This window comes from Frankia tisae, assembly GCF_025403405.1.
In the GTDB taxonomy this organism is placed as follows: Bacteria; Actinomycetota; Actinomycetes; order Frankiales; family Frankiaceae; genus Frankia; species Frankia tisai.
This window is the reverse complement of the sequence record NZ_JANEZT010000003.1, coordinates 1-24,726: the sequence shown is the minus strand read 5'-3', so window position 1 is coordinate 24,726 and position 24,726 is coordinate 1. Positions and strand designations below refer to the sequence as shown.

25 protein-coding genes are annotated in these 24,726 nt (G+C 71.9%); 8 read left to right on the top strand and 17 right to left on the bottom strand.

Annotated elements, in window-relative coordinates:
* Positions 1 to 16: 16 nt before the first annotated feature.
* From NBZ85_RS00725 to NBZ85_RS00700, 6 genes are all read left to right on the top strand, one after another.
* Positions 17 to 1,090 carry a M29 family metallopeptidase gene (locus tag NBZ85_RS00725; protein WP_261554688.1) on the top strand — a complete coding sequence of 358 codons (1,074 nt, stop codon included), beginning with the start codon at positions 17 to 19 and terminating at the stop codon, positions 1,088 to 1,090.
* 99 nt (positions 1,091 to 1,189) lie between these two features.
* Complete coding sequence (locus tag NBZ85_RS00720) at positions 1,190 to 1,981, top strand: iron-containing redox enzyme family protein (protein ID WP_261554689.1); 792 nt, start codon at positions 1,190 to 1,192, stop codon at positions 1,979 to 1,981.
* A 49-nt stretch (positions 1,982 to 2,030) separates the two neighbouring features.
* Positions 2,031 to 2,828 carry a hypothetical protein gene (locus tag NBZ85_RS00715; RefSeq protein WP_261554690.1) on the top strand — a complete coding sequence of 266 codons (798 nt, stop codon included), beginning with the start codon at positions 2,031 to 2,033 and terminating at the stop codon, positions 2,826 to 2,828.
* 66 nt (positions 2,829 to 2,894) lie between these two features.
* Positions 2,895 to 3,686, top strand: coding sequence for an SDR family NAD(P)-dependent oxidoreductase (locus NBZ85_RS00710; protein WP_261554691.1), 792 nt, complete (start codon positions 2,895 to 2,897; stop codon positions 3,684 to 3,686).
* A gap of 72 nt (positions 3,687 to 3,758) precedes the next feature.
* Positions 3,759 to 4,805, top strand: coding sequence for an aspartate-semialdehyde dehydrogenase (locus NBZ85_RS00705; RefSeq protein WP_261554692.1), 1,047 nt, complete (start codon positions 3,759 to 3,761; stop codon positions 4,803 to 4,805).
* A 31-nt stretch (positions 4,806 to 4,836) separates the two neighbouring features.
* Positions 4,837 to 6,015, top strand: coding sequence for an amino acid kinase family protein (locus NBZ85_RS00700; RefSeq protein ID WP_261554693.1), 1,179 nt, complete (start codon positions 4,837 to 4,839; stop codon positions 6,013 to 6,015).
* 39 nt (positions 6,016 to 6,054) lie between these two features.
* On the opposite strand, the gene NBZ85_RS00695 is transcribed toward NBZ85_RS00700, so the two are convergent.
* A complete protein-coding gene (locus tag NBZ85_RS00695) occupies positions 6,055 to 7,134 on the bottom strand; it encodes a M14 family metallopeptidase (protein ID WP_261554694.1) in 1,080 nt (359 codons plus the stop codon).
* 68 nt (positions 7,135 to 7,202) lie between these two features.
* Positions 7,203 to 8,501, bottom strand: coding sequence for an MFS transporter (locus tag NBZ85_RS00690; protein ID WP_261554695.1), 1,299 nt, complete (start codon positions 8,499 to 8,501; stop codon positions 7,203 to 7,205).
* 380 nt (positions 8,502 to 8,881) lie between these two features.
* Here NBZ85_RS00690 and NBZ85_RS00685 point away from each other — a divergent pair, with 380 nt between their 5' ends.
* Positions 8,882 to 9,661 (top strand): DUF1707 SHOCT-like domain-containing protein, encoded by a 780-nt coding sequence (locus tag NBZ85_RS00685; RefSeq protein ID WP_261554696.1) that lies wholly within the window; start codon positions 8,882 to 8,884, stop codon positions 9,659 to 9,661.
* Entirely contained in the window at positions 9,658 to 10,488 is an 831-nt protein-coding gene (locus tag NBZ85_RS00680; protein ID WP_261554697.1) for a PhzF family phenazine biosynthesis protein, read from the top strand. The genes NBZ85_RS00685 and NBZ85_RS00680 overlap by 4 nt, the downstream gene beginning before the upstream one ends.
* A gap of 62 nt (positions 10,489 to 10,550) precedes the next feature.
* Here NBZ85_RS00680 and NBZ85_RS00675 read toward each other — a convergent pair whose 3' ends face one another.
* From NBZ85_RS00675 to NBZ85_RS00610, 15 genes are all read right to left on the bottom strand, one after another.
* Complete coding sequence (locus tag NBZ85_RS00675) at positions 10,551 to 10,964, bottom strand: cold-shock protein (protein WP_261554698.1); 414 nt, start codon at positions 10,962 to 10,964, stop codon at positions 10,551 to 10,553.
* Between the two features lie 448 nt (positions 10,965 to 11,412).
* Complete coding sequence (hypE, locus tag NBZ85_RS00670; RefSeq protein WP_261554711.1) at positions 11,413 to 12,405, bottom strand: hydrogenase expression/formation protein HypE; 993 nt, start codon at positions 12,403 to 12,405, stop codon at positions 11,413 to 11,415.
* Positions 12,406 to 12,457: 52 nt separating this feature from the next.
* Complete coding sequence (hypD, locus tag NBZ85_RS00665) at positions 12,458 to 13,603, bottom strand: hydrogenase formation protein HypD (RefSeq protein WP_261554699.1); 1,146 nt, start codon at positions 13,601 to 13,603, stop codon at positions 12,458 to 12,460.
* Complete coding sequence (locus NBZ85_RS00660; protein WP_261554700.1) at positions 13,600 to 13,893, bottom strand: HypC/HybG/HupF family hydrogenase formation chaperone; 294 nt, start codon at positions 13,891 to 13,893, stop codon at positions 13,600 to 13,602. The genes hypD and NBZ85_RS00660 overlap by 4 nt, the downstream gene beginning before the upstream one ends.
* A gap of 64 nt (positions 13,894 to 13,957) precedes the next feature.
* Positions 13,958 to 16,384: a carbamoyltransferase HypF gene (gene hypF / locus NBZ85_RS00655; RefSeq protein ID WP_261554701.1), complete on the bottom strand. Its 2,427-nt coding sequence runs from the start codon at positions 16,382 to 16,384 to the stop codon at positions 13,958 to 13,960.
* Positions 16,384 to 16,491 (bottom strand): DUF6893 family small protein, encoded by a 108-nt coding sequence (locus NBZ85_RS33635; protein WP_438803056.1) that lies wholly within the window; start codon positions 16,489 to 16,491, stop codon positions 16,384 to 16,386. Before NBZ85_RS33635 ends, hypF begins: the two co-directional genes overlap by 1 nt.
* 55 nt (positions 16,492 to 16,546) lie before the next feature.
* The gene (locus tag NBZ85_RS00650; protein ID WP_261554702.1) at positions 16,547 to 16,756 is read right to left on the bottom strand and encodes a hypothetical protein; all 210 of its coding nucleotides are present in this window, start codon (positions 16,754 to 16,756) and stop codon (positions 16,547 to 16,549) included.
* An 18-nt stretch (positions 16,757 to 16,774) separates the two neighbouring features.
* Entirely contained in the window at positions 16,775 to 17,476 is a 702-nt protein-coding gene (locus tag NBZ85_RS00645) for a DUF5947 family protein (protein ID WP_261554703.1), read from the bottom strand.
* Positions 17,473 to 18,048 (bottom strand): NifU family protein, encoded by a 576-nt coding sequence (locus NBZ85_RS00640; RefSeq protein ID WP_261554704.1) that lies wholly within the window; start codon positions 18,046 to 18,048, stop codon positions 17,473 to 17,475. The genes NBZ85_RS00645 and NBZ85_RS00640 overlap by 4 nt, the downstream gene beginning before the upstream one ends.
* The gene (locus NBZ85_RS00635) at positions 18,041 to 19,834 is read right to left on the bottom strand and encodes a nickel-dependent hydrogenase large subunit (RefSeq protein WP_261554705.1); all 1,794 of its coding nucleotides are present in this window, start codon (positions 19,832 to 19,834) and stop codon (positions 18,041 to 18,043) included. The genes NBZ85_RS00640 and NBZ85_RS00635 overlap by 8 nt, the downstream gene beginning before the upstream one ends.
* A 21-nt stretch (positions 19,835 to 19,855) precedes the next feature.
* Positions 19,856 to 20,926 carry an NADH-quinone oxidoreductase subunit B family protein gene (locus NBZ85_RS00630; protein ID WP_261554706.1) on the bottom strand — a complete coding sequence of 357 codons (1,071 nt, stop codon included), beginning with the start codon at positions 20,924 to 20,926 and terminating at the stop codon, positions 19,856 to 19,858.
* 18 nt (positions 20,927 to 20,944) lie between these two features.
* Positions 20,945 to 21,511, bottom strand: a complete 567-nt coding sequence (locus NBZ85_RS00625) for a hydrogenase maturation protease (RefSeq protein WP_261554707.1) — start codon at positions 21,509 to 21,511, stop codon at positions 20,945 to 20,947.
* Entirely contained in the window at positions 21,508 to 23,031 is a 1,524-nt protein-coding gene (locus NBZ85_RS00620) for a hypothetical protein (protein WP_261554708.1), read from the bottom strand. Before NBZ85_RS00620 ends, NBZ85_RS00625 begins: the two co-directional genes overlap by 4 nt.
* A 126-nt stretch (positions 23,032 to 23,157) precedes the next feature.
* The gene (hypB, locus tag NBZ85_RS00615) at positions 23,158 to 24,051 is read right to left on the bottom strand and encodes a hydrogenase nickel incorporation protein HypB (protein ID WP_261554709.1); all 894 of its coding nucleotides are present in this window, start codon (positions 24,049 to 24,051) and stop codon (positions 23,158 to 23,160) included.
* A 24-nt stretch (positions 24,052 to 24,075) separates the two neighbouring features.
* Complete coding sequence (locus NBZ85_RS00610) at positions 24,076 to 24,423, bottom strand: hydrogenase maturation nickel metallochaperone HypA/HybF (RefSeq protein WP_261554710.1); 348 nt, start codon at positions 24,421 to 24,423, stop codon at positions 24,076 to 24,078.
* Positions 24,424 to 24,726 lie beyond the last annotated feature (303 nt).

The following is a 24,726-nucleotide window of genomic DNA, read 5'->3' as shown; positions in this document are numbered from 1 at the left end:
CCCCCTGGTGGTCCCCATGGCACAGTTCCTCGTGCGTCCCGACCTGCATCGGGAGTTCGCCGGCCCGAACTCCACGTTCTGCCTGCTGACCCAGGCCGACCGGGCCGCGGACTTCACCCTCGCGCCCAGCAGCCGCTACCGCAGCGTCGTGCACCGCACCCTCGACGCCGAGGAAAGCCTCACCGACGCCCTGCTCGCGCAGCGAATCCCCGCCGACGCCGACGTGTTCGTCGTCTGCCCGGACCGCTTCCTCGTCTCCCCCGACCCCACGACGGTCGGGCCGGGCCGGCGGATCGCGGTGATGCCCTGCGGCTCGACGCCCGTCACCGACTCCCAGGTCGCCTACTTCCTCACGGTGGTGGAGCAGACCGACTCGGTGGCGCTGGAGTCCCGCGCGGACCGGCTGTTCGACGCGCTCGGCGAGGCCGACCACGTCACGCTGGCGGACCTCGCCGGGCACGCCTCCGCCCGCTTCGTCATCTCCGGCGACTACGAGTGGAACCAGCAGGCCGGCGCGCTCGCGGCCGGCGAACAGCAGATCGCGCCGTCCGGCGAGGCCAGCGCCGTCCCCACGGACCTCTACCGGTTCGACACCAGCCGCCGGCTGGCGCTGGACGGGCAGATCGCTCTGCGCGGCGCCCCCATCGTGCACCGTGGTGACAACCCCGCGGTGCTCGCCGAGCAGGCCCGGCTCTTCGACGACCTGGACGTGCTGCGCACCGCCACGGTGGTGCTCGACCTCGCCGACGGCATGGTCACCGGCTGCCATGCGGTGGACGCCGCGGGCAAACGCGCGGTCGACGCACTGGACGAGCTGTTCGCCACCGACGAGGCCTACCGGGTCGTGTGGGAGTTCGGCATCGGGCTCAACCCCGTGCTCGACCAGCAGCCGGGGAACTGCGGGATGAACGAGATGTACGGCGCGGCCGACGGGATCGTCCACCTCGGGTTCGGGTTGACCCCGACGACCCGGTACGCGCTCACCTTCACCTGCGCCGACACGGTCATGTCCGACCCGGCGGGGACCCGGCTCGCCGGCCCCGCCCCGCGCCGGATGCGCCGGCGCCGCACTCCGACCTGCGGCTGCTGACCGGCCGCGGCAGCGCAGCACCACGGCTCGGCCCGCCGCGGGCACGTCGATTCCTCGGCGAGCCGGCCGCACACCGCCCACCGCCGAAGGAGCCCACCGATGACCGACGACCCGCGCACCTGGTACGGGGACCCGAGGGCGGCCGCCGCCGCCCGCACCGCTGACCTGACGGACCTGCGCACGCAGGTCGACACCATGCTCGACACGATGATCAAGAAGTTCTACGACGAGATCCCGTACGCGGACCACCAGGCCCGCGGCGAAGAGATCAACCTGGAGTACTACAAGCGCCACAACGTCGAGACCATCCTCCGGCTGCGCCGCAAGCGCACGATCGACGCCCTGGCCATCGGCTACTTCACCAAGCGCGACCCGGTGCGCGGCGCGGCGTGGGCCCACTACGTCGAGGACGAGATGCTCCACGACGAGTGGTTCGCCGGCGACCTCGCGAAGGTCGGCGTGACCAAGGCGGAGATCTACGCCACCGAGCCGTTCCAGGCCACCAAGCTGCTCACCGGCTACCTGCAGTACGGCATGGAGTTCGAGGGCACCCCGCTGGCCCTGCTGTGCAGCGTCTACTTCGTCGAGTACACGACGACGAAGACCCAGCCGTCCTGGGTGAAGAACCTGGAGGAGCAGCTCGGCCGGGAGAAACTCGCCGGCGCCCGGCGCCACGTCGGCACCGACATCGAAGACGAGCACGCCGACTTCGTCTGGGGGGTGCTCACCTCGCTGGTGGCCTCGCCCGCCGACGAGGCCAAGGTGCTCGCGCACATCCGGACCGTCGCGAACCTGTGGGTGGCCTACTTCATCGAGCTTTACCAGGCGGTGGTGGCCCCGGCGACCAGCGCGTTCGAGGCCGCGGGCAGCGTCGCGGCCAAGTTCGCCTGAACGATCCCGGCACCGCACCGACGGTCATCAGAACGGGGAGATGATGTCCATGTCGTCGCCGCCGGCCGCGTCGGCCGCCGCAGCCGAGGCCTCGCAGCCCTACGCAGTCGTCCGATTCTCCCAGGACTGCGAGCTCGGCTCGGCGGAGGACCGCTGGCTGCAGGAGGGGCTCGTCGCGGCCCTGCCCGACCTGCGGATGGCGGAGCTGTTCGCCGCCCGTCCCGGCCTGCTGCGCGAGGCCGAACATCTCGTCGTCAACGTCGACCGGGCCAGCGGGCAGCCGGTGTCCGTGCTGGGGGCGAGCTGGATGGCGACCGCGGCCGGCCGGCGGTTCCTCCACATCGGCGTGCAGTTCGTCAGCGCCCGGCTGCGTCGCGGACCGGTGTTCAGCACGAGCTGGCTGGCGCTGCTCGAGGACGCCGTCGTCACCGGCGGCTTCCCGGTACTGTCCGCGCTGCGCACCTACAACCCGGTCGCGTACTGCGCCATGCGGGCCTACGGCCGGCTGCCCGGCGCCGTGATGTACCCGGAGGTCGGGCCGGGCGGCCAGGACCCCGACGTGACCCGGTTGGCCGGCGAGATCGCGGCGACGCTCGCCCCGGCGGCACCGTTCGATCCCGACAGCGGCCGCCTCGCCGGGATCGGCGTCCCGCGCGGGCTCTACCTCAGCCGTCCGCGCTGCGACGACGCGGCGGTCAACGAGCACTTCGAGCGGCACACCGTTCCCGGCGACCGCATCCTCTGCGCCGTGCACATCCGTGAGACCGCGACGGTGGACGCGATCGTCGAGAACTTCCTGCGCCGCGCGGCGGGGTCGGCGCCGGCAGCAGCCACGCCGTCCCCCTGACGGGCGACCCCCCACCCGCCGATCACGGCGGACCCACCACGTAGACCGAGGCTTCGGGAGCTGGAGATGCTGGAACTGACAGACAGGGTCGCGGCGGTCGTCGGCGCGGCGTCGGGCATCGGACAGGCCATCGCGATCGCCCTGGCCGAACAGGGCGCCGTCGTCGAATGTGCTGACGTCGACACCACCGGCGTCGAGGAGACGGTGGCGACCATCGTCGCCGCCGGTGGCACCGCGAAGGCGTCCACCGTCGACGTGCGCGTCTCCGCCGAGGTGGACGACCTGTTCGCCCGCGTGGTCGCGGACCGGGGCCGCCTCGACATCGCCGTCGGCACCCCCGGCATCAACATCCGCAAGCCGCTGGTCGACTACACCGACGACGACTACACCGCGGTCACCGACGTCAACCTGCGCGGCAGCTTCCACGTCCTGCGCGGCGCCGGCCGGATCATGGCGAAGCAGGGCGGCGGAAGCATCATCGTCATCTCGTCGATCAGCAGCCGCGCGGTCGAACCCGGCCAGGTGATCTACGCGGGCACGAAGGCGGCACTGGCGCAGATGGTCCGGGTGCTGGCCGCCGAGCTCGGGCCGTTCGGGGTCCGCGTCAACGCGATCGCCCCCGGCCCCGTCGAGACCGCGCTGACGGTGCCGATCCGCGCCAGCGCCGCCTGGGCCGGCGCCTACGCCGACAAGGTCGCCCTCGGCCGCTGGGCCCGACCCGCCGAAATCGCCGGTCCCGCGGTCTTCCTCGCCTCCGACGCCGCCACCTACGTCAACGGCGAGGTCCTGTTCGTCGACGGCGGCTGGGTGGACCTCGACGCGCAGTTCGCGGACGAGAACACCGTCAGCTCCAGCTGACCCCGCGACGACAGCAGGTCGACGGACCAGCAGGTCAGCGGACCAGGAACATGGTGGAAGGGGACAAGCGCAGTGGACATCGCCGTCATCGGCGCGACCGGGGTCGTCGGCCGGGAATGCCTGGCCCTGCTCGAGGCGGGACTGCTGCCCGACGTGGGCCGGGTCGTTCCCGTCGCGTCGGGGGGCTCGGCGGGCCGCGATCTCGGTGCCGAGCTGGGACTGGAACTGAAGGTCGAGCCGGTCGTCGCGCTGGCGGACTTCGATCCCGCGGGGGTGGACGTCGCGGTGTTCAGCGCGGGCGCCCCGATCAGCACGCAGTGGGCGCCGGTGGTCGCCGCCGCGGGCGCGCTCGTCGTCGACAACAGCTCCGCGTTCCGGATGGACGACGACGTCCCGCTCGTCGTCCCCCAGGTCAACCCGCAGACGCTGCGCTCGCGCCCGGCCCGCGGCATCGTGGCCAACCCGAACTGCTCGACGATCCAGCTCGTGCGGGCCCTGCATCCCCTGCGCGCCCTCGGCGAGCTCGACCGAGTGATCGTGTCCAGCTACCAGTCGGCCTCCGGCGGCGGCCTGCGGGGACTGGAGGAGCTCGCCGGCACCACCCGGGCACTGCTCGACGGCGCCGATCCCGCCGACGCCCGGCCCGGGAAGTTCGGCCAGCCGCTGGCGTTCAACCTGATCCCCGAGATCGGCCTGCGCGACGCCGACGGGCACTCCCACGAGGAACGCAAGCTACGTCGCGAACCCCGCAAGATCATGGACATGCCGGGGCTGCGGGTCGCGGCGACCGCGGTGCGGGTTCCCGTGGTCAACGGCCACTCGGAGGCGGTGCACGTCAGCTTCACCGCCCCCGTCACCCCCGACGACGCCCTCGCCGCGCTGCGAGCCGCCCCGGACCTGCGGGTCTACGGCAACGACCCGGCGGATGGCTACCCGATGCCGCAGCCGGTCTGCTCGTCGCCGACCGAGCGCCGGCTCGTCCACGTCGGGCGGGTGCGGGCCGACGTCGACGACCCGTGCGCCCTGTGGCTGTGGGTCGTCGCCGACAATCTCACCGTCGGTGCGGCCCTCAACGCCCTGCAGATCGTGGGCCTGGCCGCCGAGATGTCATGGCTGTGACGCCCTCGACGCCCTCGACGCCGAGATCGTGGTGACCGGCCCGGGGGACGTCGTCGTCCTGAAGTTCGGCGGGGCGGCGTTCGCCGCGCCGGGCGCCCATCACCTCATCGCCCGCCACGTCGCCGCCCGTCTGCACGCCGACAGCTCCGAGCCCTCGACCGGTGCGGCGGACGCCCCGGGCCGGGCCGTCGTCGTGGTCAGCGCGGTGGCCGGCGAGACCGACCGGCTCGGCCGGGCGCTGCGCGCGGTCAGCCCCGAGCCCGACCGGGACCTGCTCGCCGCCGCGCTCATGACCGGCGAGACCGTCAACGTGGCACTGATGACCTCCGCCCTGCGCGACGCCGGGCTCGCCGCGGTCCCGTTGACCGCGGCCGACACCGGCTTCCTCGGTGCCGGCGATCCCCACCACGCCGAGCTGCGTTCGCTCGACCCCACCGCGCTCGCCAGCCGCATCGACCCCGCCGGGACGGTGCTCGTCGTCCCCGGCGGGCAGGCCGTCGGCGACGACGGGCGGCCGGTCATGATGGGCCGCAACAGCTCGGACCTGTCCGCGATCGCGGCCGCGATCGCCATCGGCGCTCCCGCCTGCGAGATCTTCTCCGACTCGCCGGGAATCTGCACCGCCGATCCGCGTCTCGTGCCGAGTGCGCGCACGCTGGCCACCATCGACTACGACACGATGATGACGATGTCGCGGCACGGCGCGAAGGTTCTCCACCACTCGGCCGTCGACTGGGCCCGCCGGCACGGCGTGGAGATCCGCTGCCGCTCCCTGCTGCCCGACGGTCGGCTCTACTCGGTCGTCCGCGCCGCCCAGACCAGCGCCGCCGCGGTCCTGGTGCACGGCACGGGCACGGTCTGGGCCGGCGAGCCGAACCTTGTTCAGGCGACGCAGGCGGAGTTGGCCGAGCTCGGCTCGGACGCCGTCGCCGTCCCGGAAACCGGCGCCGTCCCGGACACTGCCGCCGTCCCGGAAACCGGCGACATCGCGGCAACCGGCGCCGTCATGGAGTCGGCCGGCGGCCCCGTCGCCTATCTGGTGCTCGCCGACGCGGCGCGCGATCTGCGCCCCCGGGGACTGCGGCACCGGGCGGACCTCCGCCTGGTCACCACACTGTTCCCGGACGGGCGGCTCCATCATCGCCTCGTTCCCGCCGCCGAGGCACCCGCCGTGGCCCGTGCCGAACACGACCTGGTCGTACCCGCTTAAGGCAAGTAAGCCGAACCAGGGCGGGGGCCGGTCTTTACCTCAGCCCGTCCCGATCGACTCGGCGAGCACCCCGGCGGCGGCCTGGCCGATCACGGCGGTCCCTCGATCGAGCACGTCGGCGCGCCACTGCTCGTCCGGCGGGTCGAAGGCCTCCCGCATGAGCTGCCCGATCCGGGCGACCCGCTCGGCGTCCACCGGCTCACGCTGCTGCCAGAGCCAGTTGTCCGCCTGCAGCGCGCGCAGCACGGTCAGCCCGTCCTGGGTGCCGAACTCGCAGGTGATGGCCGTGATCTCCGCCTTACCGAGGTCCTGGAGCAGGGCTCGGGCGGAGTTGCCGCCGATCGGCGTCGAGCTCGACGTGCCCTCCTCGGAGTTCGTCAACGCGTCCCCGTACCAGGCTCGGGCCCGCCGCGGCGCGCCCGGGTCCAGGCCACCGCGGAAGATCGGCTCGGCAGCGGCCCGCTCGCCGAGCCCCGTATGCAGGTCGACATATGCGACCCGCTCGTATCCCGTCAGGTACTCGCGGATGATCGTGTGCCAGGTCTCGTGGGACCAGCTCGGCGCCGAACCGCCGTAGAACAACCCGTCCGGATGGGTGTACTGGCCGGAGGTGACGATCTGCTGCACCTCGCGCACCCCGAGCCGGCCGGCATGCGCGAGGAGCAGGGCGTCGGCCTCGGCGTGCCCGGGACCGTCCCAGTCTGTGGGCAGCAACGCGGAGTGCAGCATGCCGTAGCCGCCGTCGGGCGGCACGGCGGCGTGGTCGACGAAGTTGCGGTTGACGTCGATGTTGTCCTCGTTCACCCGGCGACGATGGGAGAAGCCGAACGGGTTGAGCGCGTGCACCAGGACGACCGGCAGGCCCGTCCACGCGGCCTCGTGCAAGGCCCGAAGCTGACAGGCCGACCCGGCGAATCCCTCCGCGCCATGGGTGCCGCTGACCAGGACGAGCACGGAGGGCCCGCGGCTCGCGCCGATCCGGGCCACGTCCGTGCTCAGCAGCTCGTCCCGAGCCCCCCGCAGCTCCCCGAGGGGGAACGACTCGAGGTGCGCGCCACGATCGCGGGCCGCAGCGAGAAAACGCTCTCGTGCCTCACCGTAGTTCGCGGAGAAGTACATCTGCCCCCCTGGCCGTGGCTGGTTCAGGCCGTGGCTGGTTCAGTCGTTCGATGGACCCGCGGCCGAGACTACGGCCGCCTCGACGCCGCCCGCGCCCGCGCCGGCGCCGCCCCCGTCGGCTGCGCGTCGAGCCGAGGCCGACCGCGAATCTGGCCGAGCGCCATGACGACGCCTGTGATCGCGATGAGCAGCACGAACAGCCCCCGGTAGCCGGAGGAGTGGACGACCGCCCCGGCGATGAGCGGAAAGACGAGGATCGCGACCTCGAACAGCAGGCCCGCCATCGGCAGCATCCGCACGCGTTCCTCGGGGCCGGCGAGGTTCACCGCGCGGGCCTGGAAGGCGGGCAGGCCCAGGCCGTAGGTGCAGCCGAGCAGCAGCGAGGCGAGGCAGTACAGCACCGGGCTCGTCCCGACGAACACGAAGGCCACCGCCGCCGCGGTCATCCCCACGGTCGTCACGGCGACCACCCGGTCGGATGCACTGTCGGGCAGCATCCGGGCAAGACCCAGCCGCACGGCGATGACCGCCACCGTGTAGGTCACGTAGAAGATGTCGAAGTCGAGCTGCCGGCTGTCCGCGAAGGTGGTCTGGAAGCTGTTCATGGTGGTGAACACGCACGCGCTGAGCAGCACCATCGCAAGTGGAACCACGCTGGGCGACCGCAGCGCGCCACGCCACCCGGTCCCCGCCGCGCGACCCGGGTGCCCCGGCTCCCGCACGGGCTGGGACAGGGGCTTCTCATCGGCGGCGTCGCGCTGTCCACCGGCCGCCGGCCCGGCGGCCAGGCGGCGCAGCTCGATGGTGAGCGGGACGACCAGCACGGCCGCGGCGAGCGCGAGTGCCGCCCCGACGGCGAACACCTGCTGGTAGGACATTCCGGCGTCACGCAGGGCATTGCCGAGGACGGGACCGATCCCGAACCCGGCCTGGATGGTCCCGGTCGCGTAGCCGATGAGCGTGGCCCGACTGCGGTCCGTGGCGAGCTCGGAGGCGATCATCGGCGCCGCCGTGTACGTCACCGCCCAGGCCGTGCCCATCACGATCGCCGCGACCACGAGCACGCCATTACGGGAATGCACCCCGGCCATCAGCGCCGCGGCGCCCGCGTACACCAGGCAGGACCCGGCCAGCAGCAGTTGCGGAGGCACTGCACGCGGAAACCGCAGCAGCAGCGCAAGCGCGGCGGCGGTCGGCACCGCCGCCGCGGCGGACAACGCGCCGTAGGTCGCCTCGCTGCCGCCGACCGTCTTCACGAACGGTCCGAGCAGCAGCAGCACCCCGTAGGCCGATGACGCCAGCAGAACGCAGGTCAGCAGCAGCCAGAGCACCGCCTGCTCGCCGCGGACGGAACGACGGCGCTGCAACCGCGGGGCGTTCGCGACGCCGTCTCCATGTCCACCTTCGATGACTCGCCCCGTCCTCCGACTGCATCAGTAATCAGCATCTGCGGAGACTCTGAGACGAATAACCCGCAGCTGCGGATGAAATTTAGCACGTTTGCCGAATGTTCGGATAGGAAAGGCCGCCGTGGACGGCGGTCGGCTGCCGTGGACGGCGGTCGGCGCATGCGGGCGAGGTAGCCGTCGGTGAGCAGCCAGGTGATGTTCATCCGGGCCGGCGCACCCGGGATGAGCGAGCCGCCGACCTGGCACCGGAGGCGGACCATGACGGCGGGCAAAAACCACGGTCACCGGGATCGACCGAGGGCCGCCGGCTCGTCCGACCACTGGCTAGTCTGCTCCGCATGGCCGAGATTCCCGACCCCCCGCCGACGCCGGGCCTGCGCGTCTCCGACGCGGAGCGGGAGGAGATTGCACAGCTCCTGCGCCAGGCGCTCGCCGAGGGGCGACTGACCTTCGCGGAGTACGACGAGCGGGTCGGTGCCGCCTACGCCGCCCGGACCCGCGCGGACTTCGCCCCCCTGACGATCGATCTGCCGAACCAGCCGAGCCTGTTCGCCGCAGTGGCTGAGTCGGCTGAGCCGCCCCGGCCGGCTCAGCCGACTCAGCCCGCCGGGCTGGCCCCTTCCGGCGACGCCGCGACCAGCTCGGTCGGACCCGACCACGCGCTGGACCCGACCCGGCGGGGACCGGCCGAGGTGGACTGGACGGTCGCCGTGATGAGCGGCAACGAGCGCGGCGGGCGGTGGCGCCCGAGCCGGCACACCCGTGCCGTCGCGGTGATGGGCGGCATCGAGCTGGACCTGCGGGAGGTCGCCTTCCCCACGGAGACGCTGATGATCACGGCGGTCGCGGTGATGGGCGGCATCGAGATCATCGTTCCGGAGGGGGTGGAGGTCGAGGTGACCGGCGTATCGGTCATGGGCGGCCGCACCGTCAAGGTGGCCGACACGCCACGCCGATCGGGAGCGCCCGTCGTGCGCATCCGGGCGGTAGCGGTGATGGGCGGCGTGGAGGTTCGCAGCAAGCCGCCGCGGGCGGCCACGGGATCGGCACACAAGAGCCTCGACCCGGGTCGGGGCGACGGGCAGCTCGGCCGCGACCGACCCGGCGCGCCCGAATGAGTCGCCCGTTCCGTCAGGTCGACGTCTTCACCACCACGCCCTACCAGGGCAATCCCGTGGCGGTGGTCCTGGACGGAACGGGACTCGACGACGACGCGATGCGGCGGTTCGCCCGCTGGACGAACCTGTCGGAGACCACCTTTGTCCTGCCGCCGACGTCACCGGCGGCCGACTACCGGGTCCGGATCTTCACCCCGTCGACCGAGCTGCCGTTCGCCGGGCATCCCACGCTCGGCACCTGCCATGCCTGGCTCAGCGAGCGGCCGGCGTCGGCTCGACCGGCCCGGATCGTCCAGGAGTGCGGGGTGGGGCTCGTGCCCCTGCGGCGGACGGCGGACGGCCTCGCCTTCGCGGCGCCGCCGTTGCGGCGCTCCGGGCCGGTCGAGGGGACACTCGTCGCGCGGATCAGCGCCATGCTCGGCATCGCCGCCGACGACGTCGTCGCGGCGGAATGGGTGGACAACGGCCCTGGCTGGATCGCCGTCCTGCTTGAGCACGCCGAGTCGGTCCTGGCGCTGCGACCGCGCGGCGTCGATCTGCCGCTCGGTGTCGTCGGGCCGTGGCCGCCCGGCTCGACGACGGCGTTCGAGGTACGGGCATTCGTACCGGCGGGCGACGCCACGGTGGAGGATCCGGTGACGGGCAGCCTGAACGCATCGCTCGCGCAGTGGCTACTGCGCACCGGCCGCGCGAGCGCGCCCTACACGGCCAGCCAGGGCTCGGTGCTGCATCGGGCCGGCCGGATCCATATCTCGACGGACGCCGACGGCACAGTCTGGGTCGCAGGCGGAACGGTTACCTGCTTGTCAGGCACCACCGAGCTGTAACCACCGCGGGGTGATCGCCGGCCCCGCAGGCCGCGGCTCGCCCGCCGTCGCACGCGCGCCGGTCAGTTCTCGACCCAGCCGTACTTCTCGGCGATCCGGATCAGCTCGCTCCTGATCCTGACGATCTGCGTCCCGGTGAGGGTGGGCTCGACACGCAGCAGCGTCTCGGTCACCTCCTGCGTGAGTTCACCGACCGGGAGGACGTCACAAAGACCGTCGGAATCGTCGGCATGCGCAGCTACCCGCGGCGCGGCGGGAGGAGCCGAGGGACCGGAGCTGACGATACGCGCCGCGCTGGCCTTTAGGCCACGCTCGCCCTCCTCGACGTCGAACTCCATGAAGGTTCCGGGAACGATGAGATTCTTCTCCACCAGAAGATCGTTTGCGTGCAGAAAAATATCGTCGCCGCCGTCACTGGGGGCTATGAAGCCGTAACCCCGCACGTGATCGAACCGAAGGACCTTACCTGTACTCACGACTCACCTCAACAGCACCAGAAAGACCATCATCTCGACCATGACGCCCCCGTCCGCCCAACCGCCACGCGGCGGACCTGGGTACCAGGCCGCCAATCATACCCGCTTCGGCACCATGCGGACCCCGACCCACCGAGCCCATCCCACCGGCCTGCGCATAGCGGCCGCCGATGCGAGTGACACGGCACGGGGTTCCTCGCCGGTCCGGCGGCGTATTCCTCGCTGTCACGACCACTTCCTCAAGAAACAACCACAGGGCCAAGAATGATGCGAACTAGTGTTCGACACCGCCGACCGGTCCGGTTATGCTTGTCGCTATCACCATGCCGCGGGCACGCCAGATCCGTTATCGAGAGGTGGTCAGTGCATGCGTTTCCCCGTCTCGCTCCTCCGGGTCATTTCCTGGTTGGCGTGCCTCGCGGTGTGGAACCGGAGTGGCGGTGTCGCCTCAGCAGATACGCGGGAGCTCCGAGCCGATCGGCAGGTCGATCACGCGGGTTCCACCGAGCCCGGTCCTGGCGACCACCATTCCCGCATTGTCCTCGGTGACGGTGCCGATCGCGGTGGCGTCCCGGCCGTCCGGATGCGCCCGCATCACCGCCAGCACCCGATCGGCGTCCGCCGCCGGCACCACGGCCACGAGTCTCCCCTCGTTGGCGATGGCGAACGGGTCGAGCCCGAGGATGCTGCAGGCGTCCGCGACCGCAGGCGCCACGGGGACGGCCCGCTCGGTGACGGCGATCCCCACCCGCGCACCCCGCGCGATCTCGTTGAGGGTCGCGGCCAGGCCGCCACGGGTGGGGTCGCGCAGCGTGTGGATGTCCGCGCCGGTGTCGAGCATGGCGGCGACGAGACCATTCAGCGGCGCGGTGTCACTGTGGACCTCCGTCGAGAACTCCAGTCCCTCGCGGCAGCTGAGGACGGCGATCCCATGCGCCCCGATCTCGCCGCTCACGAGGACGGCGTCTCCCGGGCGGGCTCGTCCCGGTCTGATGTCAACGCCGTCGGGAACCAGCCCGAGGCCGGTCGTGTTGATGTAGACCCGGTCACCGTGGCCGGCGTCGACGACCTTCGTGTCCCCGGTGACGAGCCGGACCCCGGCCACCCGAGCCGCCGCGCCCAGAGCCTCGGCGACCCTGCCGAGCTCGGCGAGCTCGGTGCCCTCCTCCAGGATGAAGGCGGTTGCCAGGTAGCACGGTGTCGCACCCACCATGGCCAGGTCGTTCACAGTTCCGTTGACCGCGAGGTCACCGATACAGCCGCCGGGGAAGAACAGGGGGCGCACGACGAAGGAGTCGGTGGTGAAGGCCACCCGCGCGCCGCCGAGCGCGACAACGGCGGCGTCCCCCAGCTCGGTCGCGGCGGCCGGGTCCCGGAACGCCGGCAGGAACAGGTGCTCGACGAGCTCGGCGGACATCGCGCCGCCGCCGCCATGTCCCATGACGATGGTGGGGGAATCCGCCAGCGGGGCGGGACAGGTCCAGGCGGCGAGGTCAGGCACGGGCCACCTCACGCGCGGGTGGGGCGCCGGCCCGGGCCGTCGCGTTCGGCTGGTCGAGCCGCCGGTAGAGATAGTAGGCCGCGCACGCCCCCTCGGCGGACACCATCGTGGCACCGAGCGGCGTCCGTGGCGTGCACCGGTGCCCGAAGGCGGCGCACTCATGCGGCTTGATCAGGCCCTGCAGTACCTCGCCCGAGCGGCACACCGAGGACTCCGCCGTGTGGATGTCGCCGACGGCGAAGCGCGTCTCAGCGTCGAACTCCCGGTAGGCCTCCGACAGCCGCCAGCCGCTGTTCGGTATCACCCCGATGCCGCGCCAGGCCCGGTCGGTCACCGTGAAGACGTCCCGCAGCATCGCGATGGCGGCCGGGTTCCCGGCCGCCGGCACGGCCCGTGGGTAGGCGTTGTCCAGCTCGTGGCGGCCCGCCTCCAGTTGCATCACGGTCCGCCGGATGCCCTCGAGGAGGTCGAGTGGCTCGAATCCGGTGACGACGATCGGCACCCGGTACCGGCGGGCGAGGTCCGGGTACTGCCCGGTGCCCATCACGCTGCACACATGTCCGGCGGCGAGGAAGGCCTGGACACGGCAGCTGGGCGATTCCATGATCGCGGCAATCGCCGGCGGGACCAGGACGTGCGAGACGAGCAGCGAGAAGTTGCGCACCCCGCACCGCCGCGCCTGGTAGACGGTCATCGCATTGGCCGGCGCCGTGGTCTCGAACCCGATCCCGAAGAACACCACCTGCCGGTCCGGCTTCTGCCGGGCGATCGTCAGGGCGTCCAGCGGCGAGTACACCACCCGCACGTCGGCGCCCGTGCTCTTCACCCGGAACAGGTCCCGGCCGCTGCCAGGCACCCGCAGCATGTCGCCGAACGAGCAGAAAATGACCCCTGGTCGGGAGGCGATCTCCAGAGCACGATCGATGATCTCCAGCGGGGTGACGCAGACGGGGCAGCCGGGGCCGTGGATCATCTCGACGCCCGCGGGCAGCAACTGGTCGATCCCGTGCCGGATCAGCGAATGGGTCTGCCCGCCGCAGACCTCCATGATCGACCATGGCCTGGTCGTCACCGCATGAATCTGTTCCAACAGCCGACCGGCCAGCTCCGGGTCGCTGAACTCCTCGAGGTATTTCACCGATTCACCCCCTCCGTCTGGGCGGCACGGGCCGACGGGCCCGACCCACCGCCGAATTCCTCGGCGAGCAGCCCCATCCGGGCGATGGTGGCCAGCGTCTCCAGTGCGGACTGCTCGTCGAGCCGCTGGAGCGCGAACCCGACGTGGACGATCACGTACTCGCCGATCCTGGTGTCCGGCAGGTACTGCAGGCAGACGTCCTTGCGCACTCCCCCGAAATCCACCTCGGCCATCGGGATGCCGTCCCGTTCCCCGATGGCGACGACCCGTCCCGGAACCGCGAGACACACCGCTGCTCACCCCCTCGCTCGCCGGCGCAGCGGGCAGCCCCGCCGCCGGATCGGATTCGACATTTCAACCACTTCCCTGCACGTGCGCCTCAGCCGCAGCGGCCGCGCCGACCGCGAGCTGGCCCAGCGCGAGGCCGCCGTCGTTCGGCGGCACCCGCCGGTGCCTCAGCACTGTGAAGCCGTCTGCACGCAGCGCCCGCGCGGCCGCCGTCGCGAGCAGCACGTTCTGGAACACCCCCCCGGTCAGCGCCATGACATCGAGTCCCCGGTCGGACCGGGCTCGCCGCGCCAGATCGACGACCAGGGCCACCACTGCGCCGTGCAGGCCGGCGCTCATCGCCTCGACGGCGAGCCCACGCCGGGTGTCGCGCACGAGCCCACAGATGACGGGCGCCGCATCGGCGATCAGCGGACCATCCGGCACCGGTCGGCCGATCGCGAAGGCGTACCGGTTGCGCCAGGCGTGCAAGGCGTGCAAGGCGTCAGGGTCACGGCGGGCGCGGGCCTCCAGCTCGATCGCCGCCTGGGCCTCGAAGTCGGCGCGGTGGCGGACGCCGAGCAGGGAGCTCACCGCATCGAACAGCCGTCCCATGCTGGTGGTGGGCACGCAGGCCAGCCCGGTGGCGAGCTGGTGGGCCAGGACGCGCCGCTCCGCCGGGGGGCAGGCCGCCACGGGAGGCAGGTCCCCGTCCCAGCCGACGCCGGCGGCCCACAGGTGCGCGAGGGCCATCCGGTACGGGCGGCGCACGGCCGCGTCCCCGCCGGGCAGCGGCACGTAGGCGAGGTGGGCGAAACGCTCGAAGCCGCGATAGTCGGCGATCAACGCCTCGCCGCCCCACACCGCCCCGTCGGTGCCGTAACCCGTGCCGTCGAAGGCGAAGCCCACGACGGGACGGTCCCCGGCCAGACCGTGCTCCGCCATCACCGCCACCACGTGCGCGTGGTGATGCTGCACCGTACGCACGGGTCGCCCGGCCGCGTGCCGCCAAGCCCACTGCCGGGATCGGTAACCCGGGTGCGCGTCGGTGACGAGCGTGGCCGGGCGGATGCCCGTGAGCCGTTCGAGATGATGTTCGGCGGCGGTGAAGGTCCGCAGCGTGTCGGCGTCGTCCATGTCCCCGATGTGACCGCTGAGCCAGGCGGAGCGATCGGCGCCCAGCGCGCAGGTGTTCTTCAGGTCGGCGCCCACCGCCAGGGTCGGCGTCACGGCGAACGGCAACGGCACCGGCAGGGGGGCGAATCCCCGGGAGCGGCGGACCGGCAGCACGTCACCGTCGACGACCCGGACGACCGAGTCGTCGCAGGGCACGTGGATCGGTCGGTCGTGACGCAGCCAGCCGTCGGCGAGAGGTTCGAGCCGGCGGCGGGCGTCGGCGTCGTCGACGGCGATGGGTTCGCCGCCGAGGTTGCCCGACGTCATCACCAACGGCCCCGGCGATGCACCGGCCGCTGCCACCGCGGCGAGCAGCAGATGGTGCACCGGGGTGTAGGGCAGGAACAGGCCGAGGTCGGGACTGTTCGGCGCGACCGCGGCCGCCAACGTGGGTCGGCCGTCGTCCCGCCGGTCGACCAGAACGATCGGGCGGGCGGGGCCGGCCAGCACCATCGCCTCCCGCGGGCCGAGGCGGGCGAGGCGCCGCGCGGCGGTGAGGTCGGCGACCATGACGGCGAACGGTTTGTCCCCGCGCCGCTTGCGACGCCGCAACGTCGTCACAGCCGCCTGGTCCGTGGCGAGGCAGGCCAGGTGGTAGCCGCCGATGCCCTTCACCGCGAGGACATCTCCGCAGGTCAGCAGCCGGGCCGCCGCAGCCAGGGCGTCGTCGCCGGGAACCGCCGGTCCCGTCGCCGGGATGAACTCCAGGCGGGGCCCGCAGTCCGGGCAGGCAATCGGCTGCGCGTGGAAACGGCGGTCCCGCGGGTCGCGGTACTCCCGCTCGCACGCGGCGCACATGGGGAATCCGGCCATCGTCGTGGCCGGCCGGTCATACGGCAGCCCGGTGATGATCGTGAATCGCGGTCCACAGTTGGTGCAGGTGATGAACGGATGGCGGTAGCGGCGGTCGGCCGGGTCGGCGAGTTCACGCAGGCAGTCCGGGCAGGTCGCGACGTCCGGGGACACCATCGTGCGCGGGGTGTTCCCCGCGTGGGAGCGGGCGATCGTGAACGCCGAATCACCGCGGGGTGCCAGGTCCGTCGCCGTGACCTGCTCGATCACGGCCAGCGGTGGGGCGTCAGCGGTCAGCCGCCGGCCGAACTCCTCCACCGCGCCGGGGGCGCCCTCGACCTCCACGATCACGCCGTCGCTGTCGTTGCAGACCCAGCCGGCGAGGGCCAGGTCGGTCGCGGCCGCGTGGACAAAGGGACGGAACCCGACACCCTGCACAAGGCCGCGGACGGTGATGCGGCATCGCCGCCGGCCGCCGGGCTGCCCGGGGCTGCGCCCGGCGGGCCTGGCCGGCGCGGGTGCGGACCGGGTGGGGCCGGCCACCATCACATCCGCTTGATGCGCAGGTACCGGACCATGGACGGGTACTCCCGCCACACCATGCCGGCCAGGCCGGCGCCGGCGGCGACCAGGAGCTTCTTACGGCTGCTCATCGATTCCCTCCTCGGAACGACCCTCTGGTGTGCGCAGCGGTGCGCCGCGCGCCGGCTAGCCCGGTGGCAGGTTGGGCATGCTCGGCAAGATCGGATTGCGGTCATGCGGCCGGATGCCGGTCGATCGGCGGGCATCGGCGGTGCCGTCGAGGTGGTGACCCGGCTCCATCTCGTAGGAACCGAGGGCGTTGCCCTCCCGGACCCCCCTGACGTGCGAGGTCGCGTCCGGATGGACGTCGGGCTCGCCGACTCGGATCGGTGTCATGGTGTTTTCCCTCCCTGGTCAGTCGCCCGCGTCGCCGGGCGTGGTGCTGCGGCCCAGCGGGGAGCCGCGGCCCAGCGGGGAGCCGCGGCGGGAACGGGCGGGCAGCGCGGCGAAGAAGTCGTCGACCGCGGGCCAGACGTGGCTGCCCCCCGACAACCCCGTCCACTCGCGTCGGACGATCGCGACAAGTCGGTAACAGTCGTCGATCGGGACGATCCAGAACTCCCGGCGGTTGCGTACGGTGTTCGCCAACAGCGCCTCGACCCGGGGGGTCAGGCCGGCCAGCACCGGAGCCCTGGCGACGAGCCGCCGCCAGGCGACGGGTTCCAGGTCCCAGTGGGTCGCGCCCATCGGGCTCGGGTAGCGGGCGCGTACCTCGCCGTCGTCGCCAGGGACGACGAACGCCAACCCGACCGGGATACCCAGTGCTCGGGGATCGGACCCGTCCCGGTCCAGGTCGACCACGCGCAGTCGCCGTTGCGGGATGAGCCGGTAATGGCCGCGCGCGGCGGCGTCCCGGTCGAACAGCAGCGCGCAGGCCCGGCACAGGCACAGCACCGAATCGCGCGACTCGTCGAGCAGATGCCGGTGATCGTTCGGCACGGGGGCGGCGCACAGATCGCACCGCTCACCGTCCTGCCCGGCCCGGACGACACCGGCCCGCACCACCCGGTCCAAGGCACCGCCGGGGGCGGTCGCGGGACGCAACTCGGTCGTCACGGCCGCACGCTCCCGGCCAGCGGCGGGGTGAGCACCGCCTCGAGGGGGACGAAGGCGGTCCGGTGGGCGCCACCCGAGACGGCCTGGCGCCGGACGTCCGACAGCTCGGGCGCGACCGCCAGCACGGCCTCGCGCACCGCGTCCAGGACCTCCCCCGCCGCCGAGCCGCATCCCCCCAGGGTCAGGCTGACCTCCGCCACGCCCCGCTCGATGCCGACCAGCTCGAGCTCGCCGCCCCGGTCGCGGACCGCCGGTCGCAGCCGCTCGATCGCCCGGGTCACCCGCTGGCCCACCGACTCGGGGTGCGCGTCGTGCAGGACGAGCAGATGTCCGATCAGCTCGTCGGCGGTCAGCGCGGCGGTCATGTCGGCGGCGCCGGCGGCGTATCCGGCCACCCGCGCGAGTGCCTCGCCGTACACCGACGCGAGCGTGGCCACCGCGTCCAGAGCCAGTTCGCCGCTCGGCCCCGGGATCCGCTCCACCTGGGCAAGCGCCTCGTCGAGGTGGGTCAGCCGCTCCCGCACCGCCCGGTCGTCGAGGCGATGGCCGCCCTCGACGACCGGATCAGCCATGACTCGCCCCGAACATCGGCGAGTGCACGGTGCGCAGCGTGCGGCCCCCGCCCAGGTACATGTGGACCCCGCAGGGCAGGCAGGGATCGAAGCTGCGCACCGCGCGCATCACGTCGACGCCCTTGAACGACTCCGGGCCGTTCTCCTCGAAGATCGGCATGTTCTGGACCGCGTCCTCGTAGGGGCCCGGCGTGCCGAACGAGTCCCGTGGGCTGCCGTTCCACGGCGTCGGCGGGTACGGATGATAGTTGGCGATCTTCCCGTCCCGCACGACCATGTGATGGGACAGGACCCCGCGCACCGCCTCGTGGAAGCCGCAGCCGATCGTCTCGTCCGGCACCTCGAAGTCGGTGAAGGTCCGGGTGTCGCCGGAGCGCACCCGCGTCATCGCCCGCTCCAGGAAGTGCAGTGCCATTCCCGCGGCGTAGGCGACGAAGTACACCCGGGCCCGGTCCCGTTCGATCGCGTTCGACCAGGCGGGCGGGGACCACTTCAGGTCCATGGCGGGCAGGGTGCGGCTGCGGGGCAGCGAGATCTTCACCGCGCCGTCGCGCGCGGTCACGTACGGCGTGTCGACCAGGCCCGCGAGCGCCGTGACGTAGAGGCGGGCGAACGGGCCGCCGCCGGTGTCGAGCGCCAGATGGTCGCCGCTGCCCTCGTCGAACCAGCGCGGGCTCATCACCCAGCTGTACTTCTCGCCGAAGTCCCGCTTCTGGGGATCCGGGAAGGTCGTCTGGTTCCACGGGTGACGCATGTCGACAGGGTTACCCAGCGGATCCCGCTCGACGAAGGGCTCCTCGTTCACCCAGTCCCGGTAGAAGGAACTGCCGAGCAGAATGCGGATACCCAGATTTATCTTCACCAGATCGGTGGTCAGCAGTTTTCCGTCGACGACGATGCCGGGAGTCACGAACATCGCGCGCCCCCAGTCCGTCATGTGCTCGTACCGGTAGTCGACCACACTCGGATCCTGGAAGGCCCCCCAGCAACCCAGCAGGACGCGCCGGCGGCCGACCTCCTCGTATCCCGGCAGCGCGTCGTACCAGAAGTCGAACAGGTCGTCGTTCAGCGCCACGGCCTTCTTGATGAAGTCGAGGATCTCCATCAGCCGGGTGAGGTAGTCGGTGAAGACGGACGGTTCGGGCATCGTGCCGACCCCGCCCGGATACAGCGTCGAGGGGTGGACGTGCCTGCCCTCCATCAGACAGAACATTTCCCGGGTGATGCGGCTGACCCGCAGCGCCTCGTTGTACACCTGGCCCTCGAACGGGTTGAGCGCCCGCATGATGTCGGCGATCGTGCGCAGGCCGTGCACCCCGGCGCGCGGCGACGCGGTCGCCTCGGCCCGCGCCAGCACGCCGGGGTTGGTCTCCTTGACCATCGCCTCGCAGAAGTCCACGAACACCAGGTTGTCCTGGAAGATTGTGTGGTCGAACAGGTACTCGGCGGCCTCACCCAGATTGATGATCCACTCTGCCATCGGCGGGTTGGCGATCCCGTACGCCATGTTCTGGGCGTAGACCGAGCAGGTGGTGTGGTTGTCACCGCAGATGCCGCAGATCCGGCTGGTGATGAAGCCGGCGTCCCGCGGATCCTTTCCCTTCATGAAAACCGAATATCCACGGAACAGCGAGGAGGTGCTGTGGCATTCGGTTACCCGCCGGTTGGCGAAATCGATTTTCGTGTAGATCCCGAGATTACCGATGATGCGCGTGATGGGGTCCCACGCCATCTCGACGATCTGGCCGGGCTTCTCCGCGGCCCTCATCTGCTCGGTGGCCGTCATCGCACACGTCCCTTCAGTGAATCATGGCCGGTAACTCGGGTTATAGCCGGTGGTCAGCAGGTCCCGGTTGTGCCGCCATCTCGGCTCCCGGTTCACCGTCGAGTTGGTGATGCCTCGAAGGCGCCGGATGATCGACCCGTACGGTTTCACCGCGAGCGAGGACAGGCTCGCCCCCGGCGGCATGTCCATGAACGGCATGAACTTGTCGGGGAACCCGGGCATCGTGCAGGCAATGCAGATGCCCCCGACGTTCGGGCAACCGCCCACGCCGCCCATCCAACCCCGCTTGGGGACGTTGCAGTTCACCACCGGACCCCAGCAGCCGATCTTCACCTGGCATTTCGGCGAGTTGTAGTCCGTCGCGAAATCGCCCTGCTCGTAGTAGCCCGCACGGTCGCAGCCCTCGTGCACGGTCCGCCCGAAGATCCACTGTGGCCGGAGCTGGTCGTCCAGCGGCGGCGGCGGGGCGGCCCCGGCCGCGTGGTACAGCAACCAGGTCAGGGTCTCCATGAAGTCGTCCGGCTGCACCGGGCAGCCCGGAACGTTGACGATCGGCAGGTTGCCGGCCGAGGTGAAGTCGCGCCCCAGATAGTCGAGCAGGCCCATCGAGCCGGTCGGGTTGCCCGCCATGGCGTGGATACCGCCGTAGGCGGCGCAGGTGCCGATGGCGATGACCGCCCAGGCCCGCGGCGCGAGCCGGTCGATCCACCAGTTGATGGTCAGCGGCTGACCAGTGTCCGGGTCGTTGCCGAACGACGTCCAGTAGCCATCGCCGTTGATCTTCTCGTTGGGAATGGACCCCTCGATGACGAGGACGAACGGCCCCAGCTCGTCGCGGGCCGCGGCGCGGAAGGGGGCCAGGAACTCCTCACCGCCCATCGTCGGCGAAAGCACCTTGTTGTGCAGGTGGACCGTCGGCAGACCCGGTATGACACCGGTGACCACATCCTCGATGGCAGGCTGCGAGGCTGCGGTCACCGAGACCGTGTCCCCGTCGCAGCTCATCCCCTCGGAGATCCAGAGGATGTGGACCTCGTCGACGCCGCCCCCCGGCCGTGCCTGCGTGGCCGGCCGCTCGTCCGTGGCCGTCATCTCGACCCCTCCCTTGCGTCACGTACCGTGCCCGGCTCCCACCAGTCGGGGGTCCCGGAGAATGGCGCCGATGAGGTCGACCGCGTCATCGACGGCCGCGCGCACCGCGCCGGACAGCTCCATCCGCTCCGCCACGACGGCGGGACGGCAGCCGACGACGATGACCCGACCGATCTCTCCACCGAGATCACGCACCAGCCGCAGCACCACGTCCGGGGACATGCCATGCGCGTCGACCACCGGGGCACCCATCGCCGAGGCACCCATCGCCGGGGCGTCGGCTGCCTGGGCGTCCACCGCCGGAGCCGTGCCGACGTCGGGCCGCAGGACCGTGAGGGTCCCGGGTGGTTCGCCGGTCGGCAGCGCATCGACGATGATCACCGTGTCATAGCGGCCGTCGAGCAGCGCGAAGGCGAGGTGCAGGCCCCGGATGCCGTAGTCGGCGACGTCGACCCCGTCGGGCAGGGTCGCCGGATCGAGCCGGCGGACAACCTCGACGCCGAATCCGTCGTCGCCGAGGAAGATGTTCCCGACACCGGCGACGAGCGTCCGTGATGTCCCCGAGTCAGGACAGGCGACGGTCATGGCGCACTCGTCCGATCCGCGTCCGTCGGGACGTCGAGCGGGTCAAGCTCGTCGGGGGCGAAGTAGAAGTAACGGCCGGCGGCCCGATGAAGATCACCAGCCCCGTCGCCGTCGAGCGTCACCGCGGCGTGCCGGGTGCCGTCGACGTCGAGGAAGATCGCCTCCACCCAGGCGACACGGCCGGCGAGGAACATGTCGTGGGCGTCGGAGCCCCGTGGGCGGGGGCGCAGCCGGACCCGGCTGCCACGCGCGACGGTGACGCCGGCGACCAGCACACTGTCCCGGTCGGGGTGGACCGACCGGTCGGCCTCCGGTTCCCACCACACCGGATGCGGATCAGGATCCGGGTGCCCGGCCGCCGCCGGCTGTGGCTGTGCGTCTGCGCGCGCCCCGGCGTCTCCGCGCGCCCCGGCGTCCGCCGGCGGCGGGGCGGGGGGCGGCTCGACCGGCCGCAGCGAGCGCACGGCGCCGTGCAGGCGGTCGAGCATGGCGCGCGGGATGCCGTCGACCCGGTCGAGGATCTCGGCGGCACGGCGGTCCGTCGCCCGCGCCTCACGCTTCTCCTCCTCGGTCAACGCAGCGGTGCGCAGCGAGAGGATCTCGTCGATCTCGGTGGCGTCGAACAGATCCCCGGGGCTTTCCGGGGCCGTCCGGGGATCGTCGTAGAGGATGATCGGCGAACACAACATGACGTCCCTGGCGCCGCCGGCGAGGACGGGGAACACCCTCAGGTTCTCGCACGCACGGGCCGCGGTCGCCGCCCAGGCGGGCGGGTCGAGCAGCGACAGGAACCGCCCGCCGCGCACGCCGAGCAGACTGTGCGCCGCGACCAGCGAGCGGTGCAGCGCCTCGGCGCGCGGCCGGCCCGCGGCCAGATCCGCGACCGTGTTCTCGACCACCACCCGCAGGCGGTGGAGCCGGAACGGCGCCTCGGCCCGGGTCGCGGACAGGTGCACGGCGGCCGTCACCGGCCACCGGCGGCGCACCACCCGCGCCTCGCCCGGCCGCCGACCCAGCGGTTCGGCGTCGACGCCGCCTGGGACGAGCACCGGAATCGACAGCGGTCCGTGTTCCGGGTCGATCAGGTCGGACAACGCCACGGTGAGGTCAACCTCGCAGGGGCGCCCCTCGTCGAAGCTCAGCTCGCGGGTGCCATCCACGTCGAGCTCGTCGACCGGCACGAAACGCCCGCTGGCATCCCGCTGCTCGACGCGGCGCCGGATCACCTGCAGGAACCTCAGCCGCAGGAAGACCGTCGCCGACCCGGGCGCTTCCAGCAGGCAGTCGGCCTGCTGGAACGACCCGTCGGCCGAGCCCGAGACGCCCGGCGCCCCCGCCGCGGGCTGCTCTGCGGTCCATCCCGGCGGTGCCAGCACCCCGAACTGCCAGCGCATCCGGTTCTTGCCCGAGGACCGGCGGTAGGGGTAGAGCAGGTAGCCCTCGTAGAGCACCGCGTCGGCGACCGCGCGCGCCGCGTCGAACCCGGCGGGTACTTCGGTCGTCGCGCCGGCCGCTGTCATCGCGACCGTTGCCCACAACGGGCCTGCTCGAGGCTGCCCACGACGGTGTCCCTTCCGGCGGGGCCGCGACGCGACCGAGCTGCACACCCCCACCATGAATAACTCGACGTGCCCGTGAAAGCACTTTTAGTTGCCTGTGGACGGGCTGCCCGGGGCCGGTCTCGCCAAACCCCGCCCACCCGCACCGGTCCGCGGCCGGGGATCCACCCGCGCACGACGCGCACGCAGCCAGGCGTACCAGGCGGAGAGGCCGGGCTCCGCGTCTGCGCCGGCAGAGTCGGCTGGCAGGTGAAGCGCGGACAGCGTCAGGACATCAGCCGCGGGGTTGACCCGACGAATCAACCTGATGTTGCGATCGACGTCCACGGCCAGGAACGGCACCAGGTCACACTTCGTGAGCAGGACCAGGTCGGCCTGCGCGAACATGTGCGGATACTTCAACGGCTTGTCTTCACCTTCCGTTACCGAGGTGAGGACCACCCGGGCGCCCTCTCCCAGATCGAACAGCGCCGGGCAGACCAGGTTGCCGACGTTCTCGACGAACACGACCGCATCCACGGGCGGCTCCAGGACCCGCAGCGCGCGGTCGACCATGTCCGCATCGAGGTGGCAGCCACGCCCGGTATTGATCTGCACGACCGGGATGCCACCGGCCCGAATCCGCTCGGCGTCCCGCGCGCTCTCCTGATCGCCCTCCACCACCGCGAGCGGCCACCCCTCGGCGAGATCCCGAACGGTCCGCTCCAGCAGGGTGGTCTTGCCGGAGCCGGGCGAGCTCATAAGGTTGACCGCGAGCACGTTGCGCGCAGCCAGCCACGCCCGGGTCCGCCGAGCAAGGTCATCGTTCTTCGCCAGCACCCGCTGCTCCAAGTGCAGCGTCCGGTCATCGGCATCGGCATCGGCGAGAGGGTGCTCGTGGGGGTGCTCATGCCCCGAGCGGCCAGCCTCTCCGGCGTCGGCCGGGAACGAGGTCAGTCGGGGCGCAGCCGTCGGATCGTCGCAACCGCAGGTCTCGCACATCGGTCGGTCCCCTCCCCGTGGGCGTCAGCTGGCTTTCGCTGCGGGCGTCAGGCGCACGGAGGCGATCCGCAGGTCGTCGCCGCCGTCCACGGCCACGTCCGCGCAGCCGCAGCCGCAGAGAACGAGGACGTCGTCCGCCACGAACTCGGCGCCGCACCGCCGGCACCGGGCCCGGCCCGCGGGCTCGTCGATGGTCAGGACGGCATCCGCCAGCGGTGTATCAGCGGTCACCAGGTCGAAGCAGAACCGGATGGAGTCCGGCACGACGCCCGACAGCCGCCCGATGACCAGCCGCACCGCGTTCACCCGGGCCGGGCCGGTCCGCTCCACGATCGCGTCGACCACACTCTGCGTGATGGCGAGTTCGTGCATGGAGGCTCCTCGACGGCGTCGGCGCGCCAGGCACGCGGCGGTGGCGCCCGGCGTGCATCGAGGAGCCCCTACCCCGCGAGGGCGATGCCCAGACGCAGACGCGCCGCTGGGGACGGGGGCGAGGCATGAATGCCGCCCTCGGGCCGCAGATCGCGTCAACCTCCGTGCGAGTCCCGGCCACAGTGCGACCAGCCATTGCTGGAGGTTAGTCCCGGTTCGCCTGCCCGTGAGCGTCATCAACCTCCAGCAATGGCCGACGCAACCTCCGGGAGCGGGGGAGACCACCGGACCTTGGATCCGGCA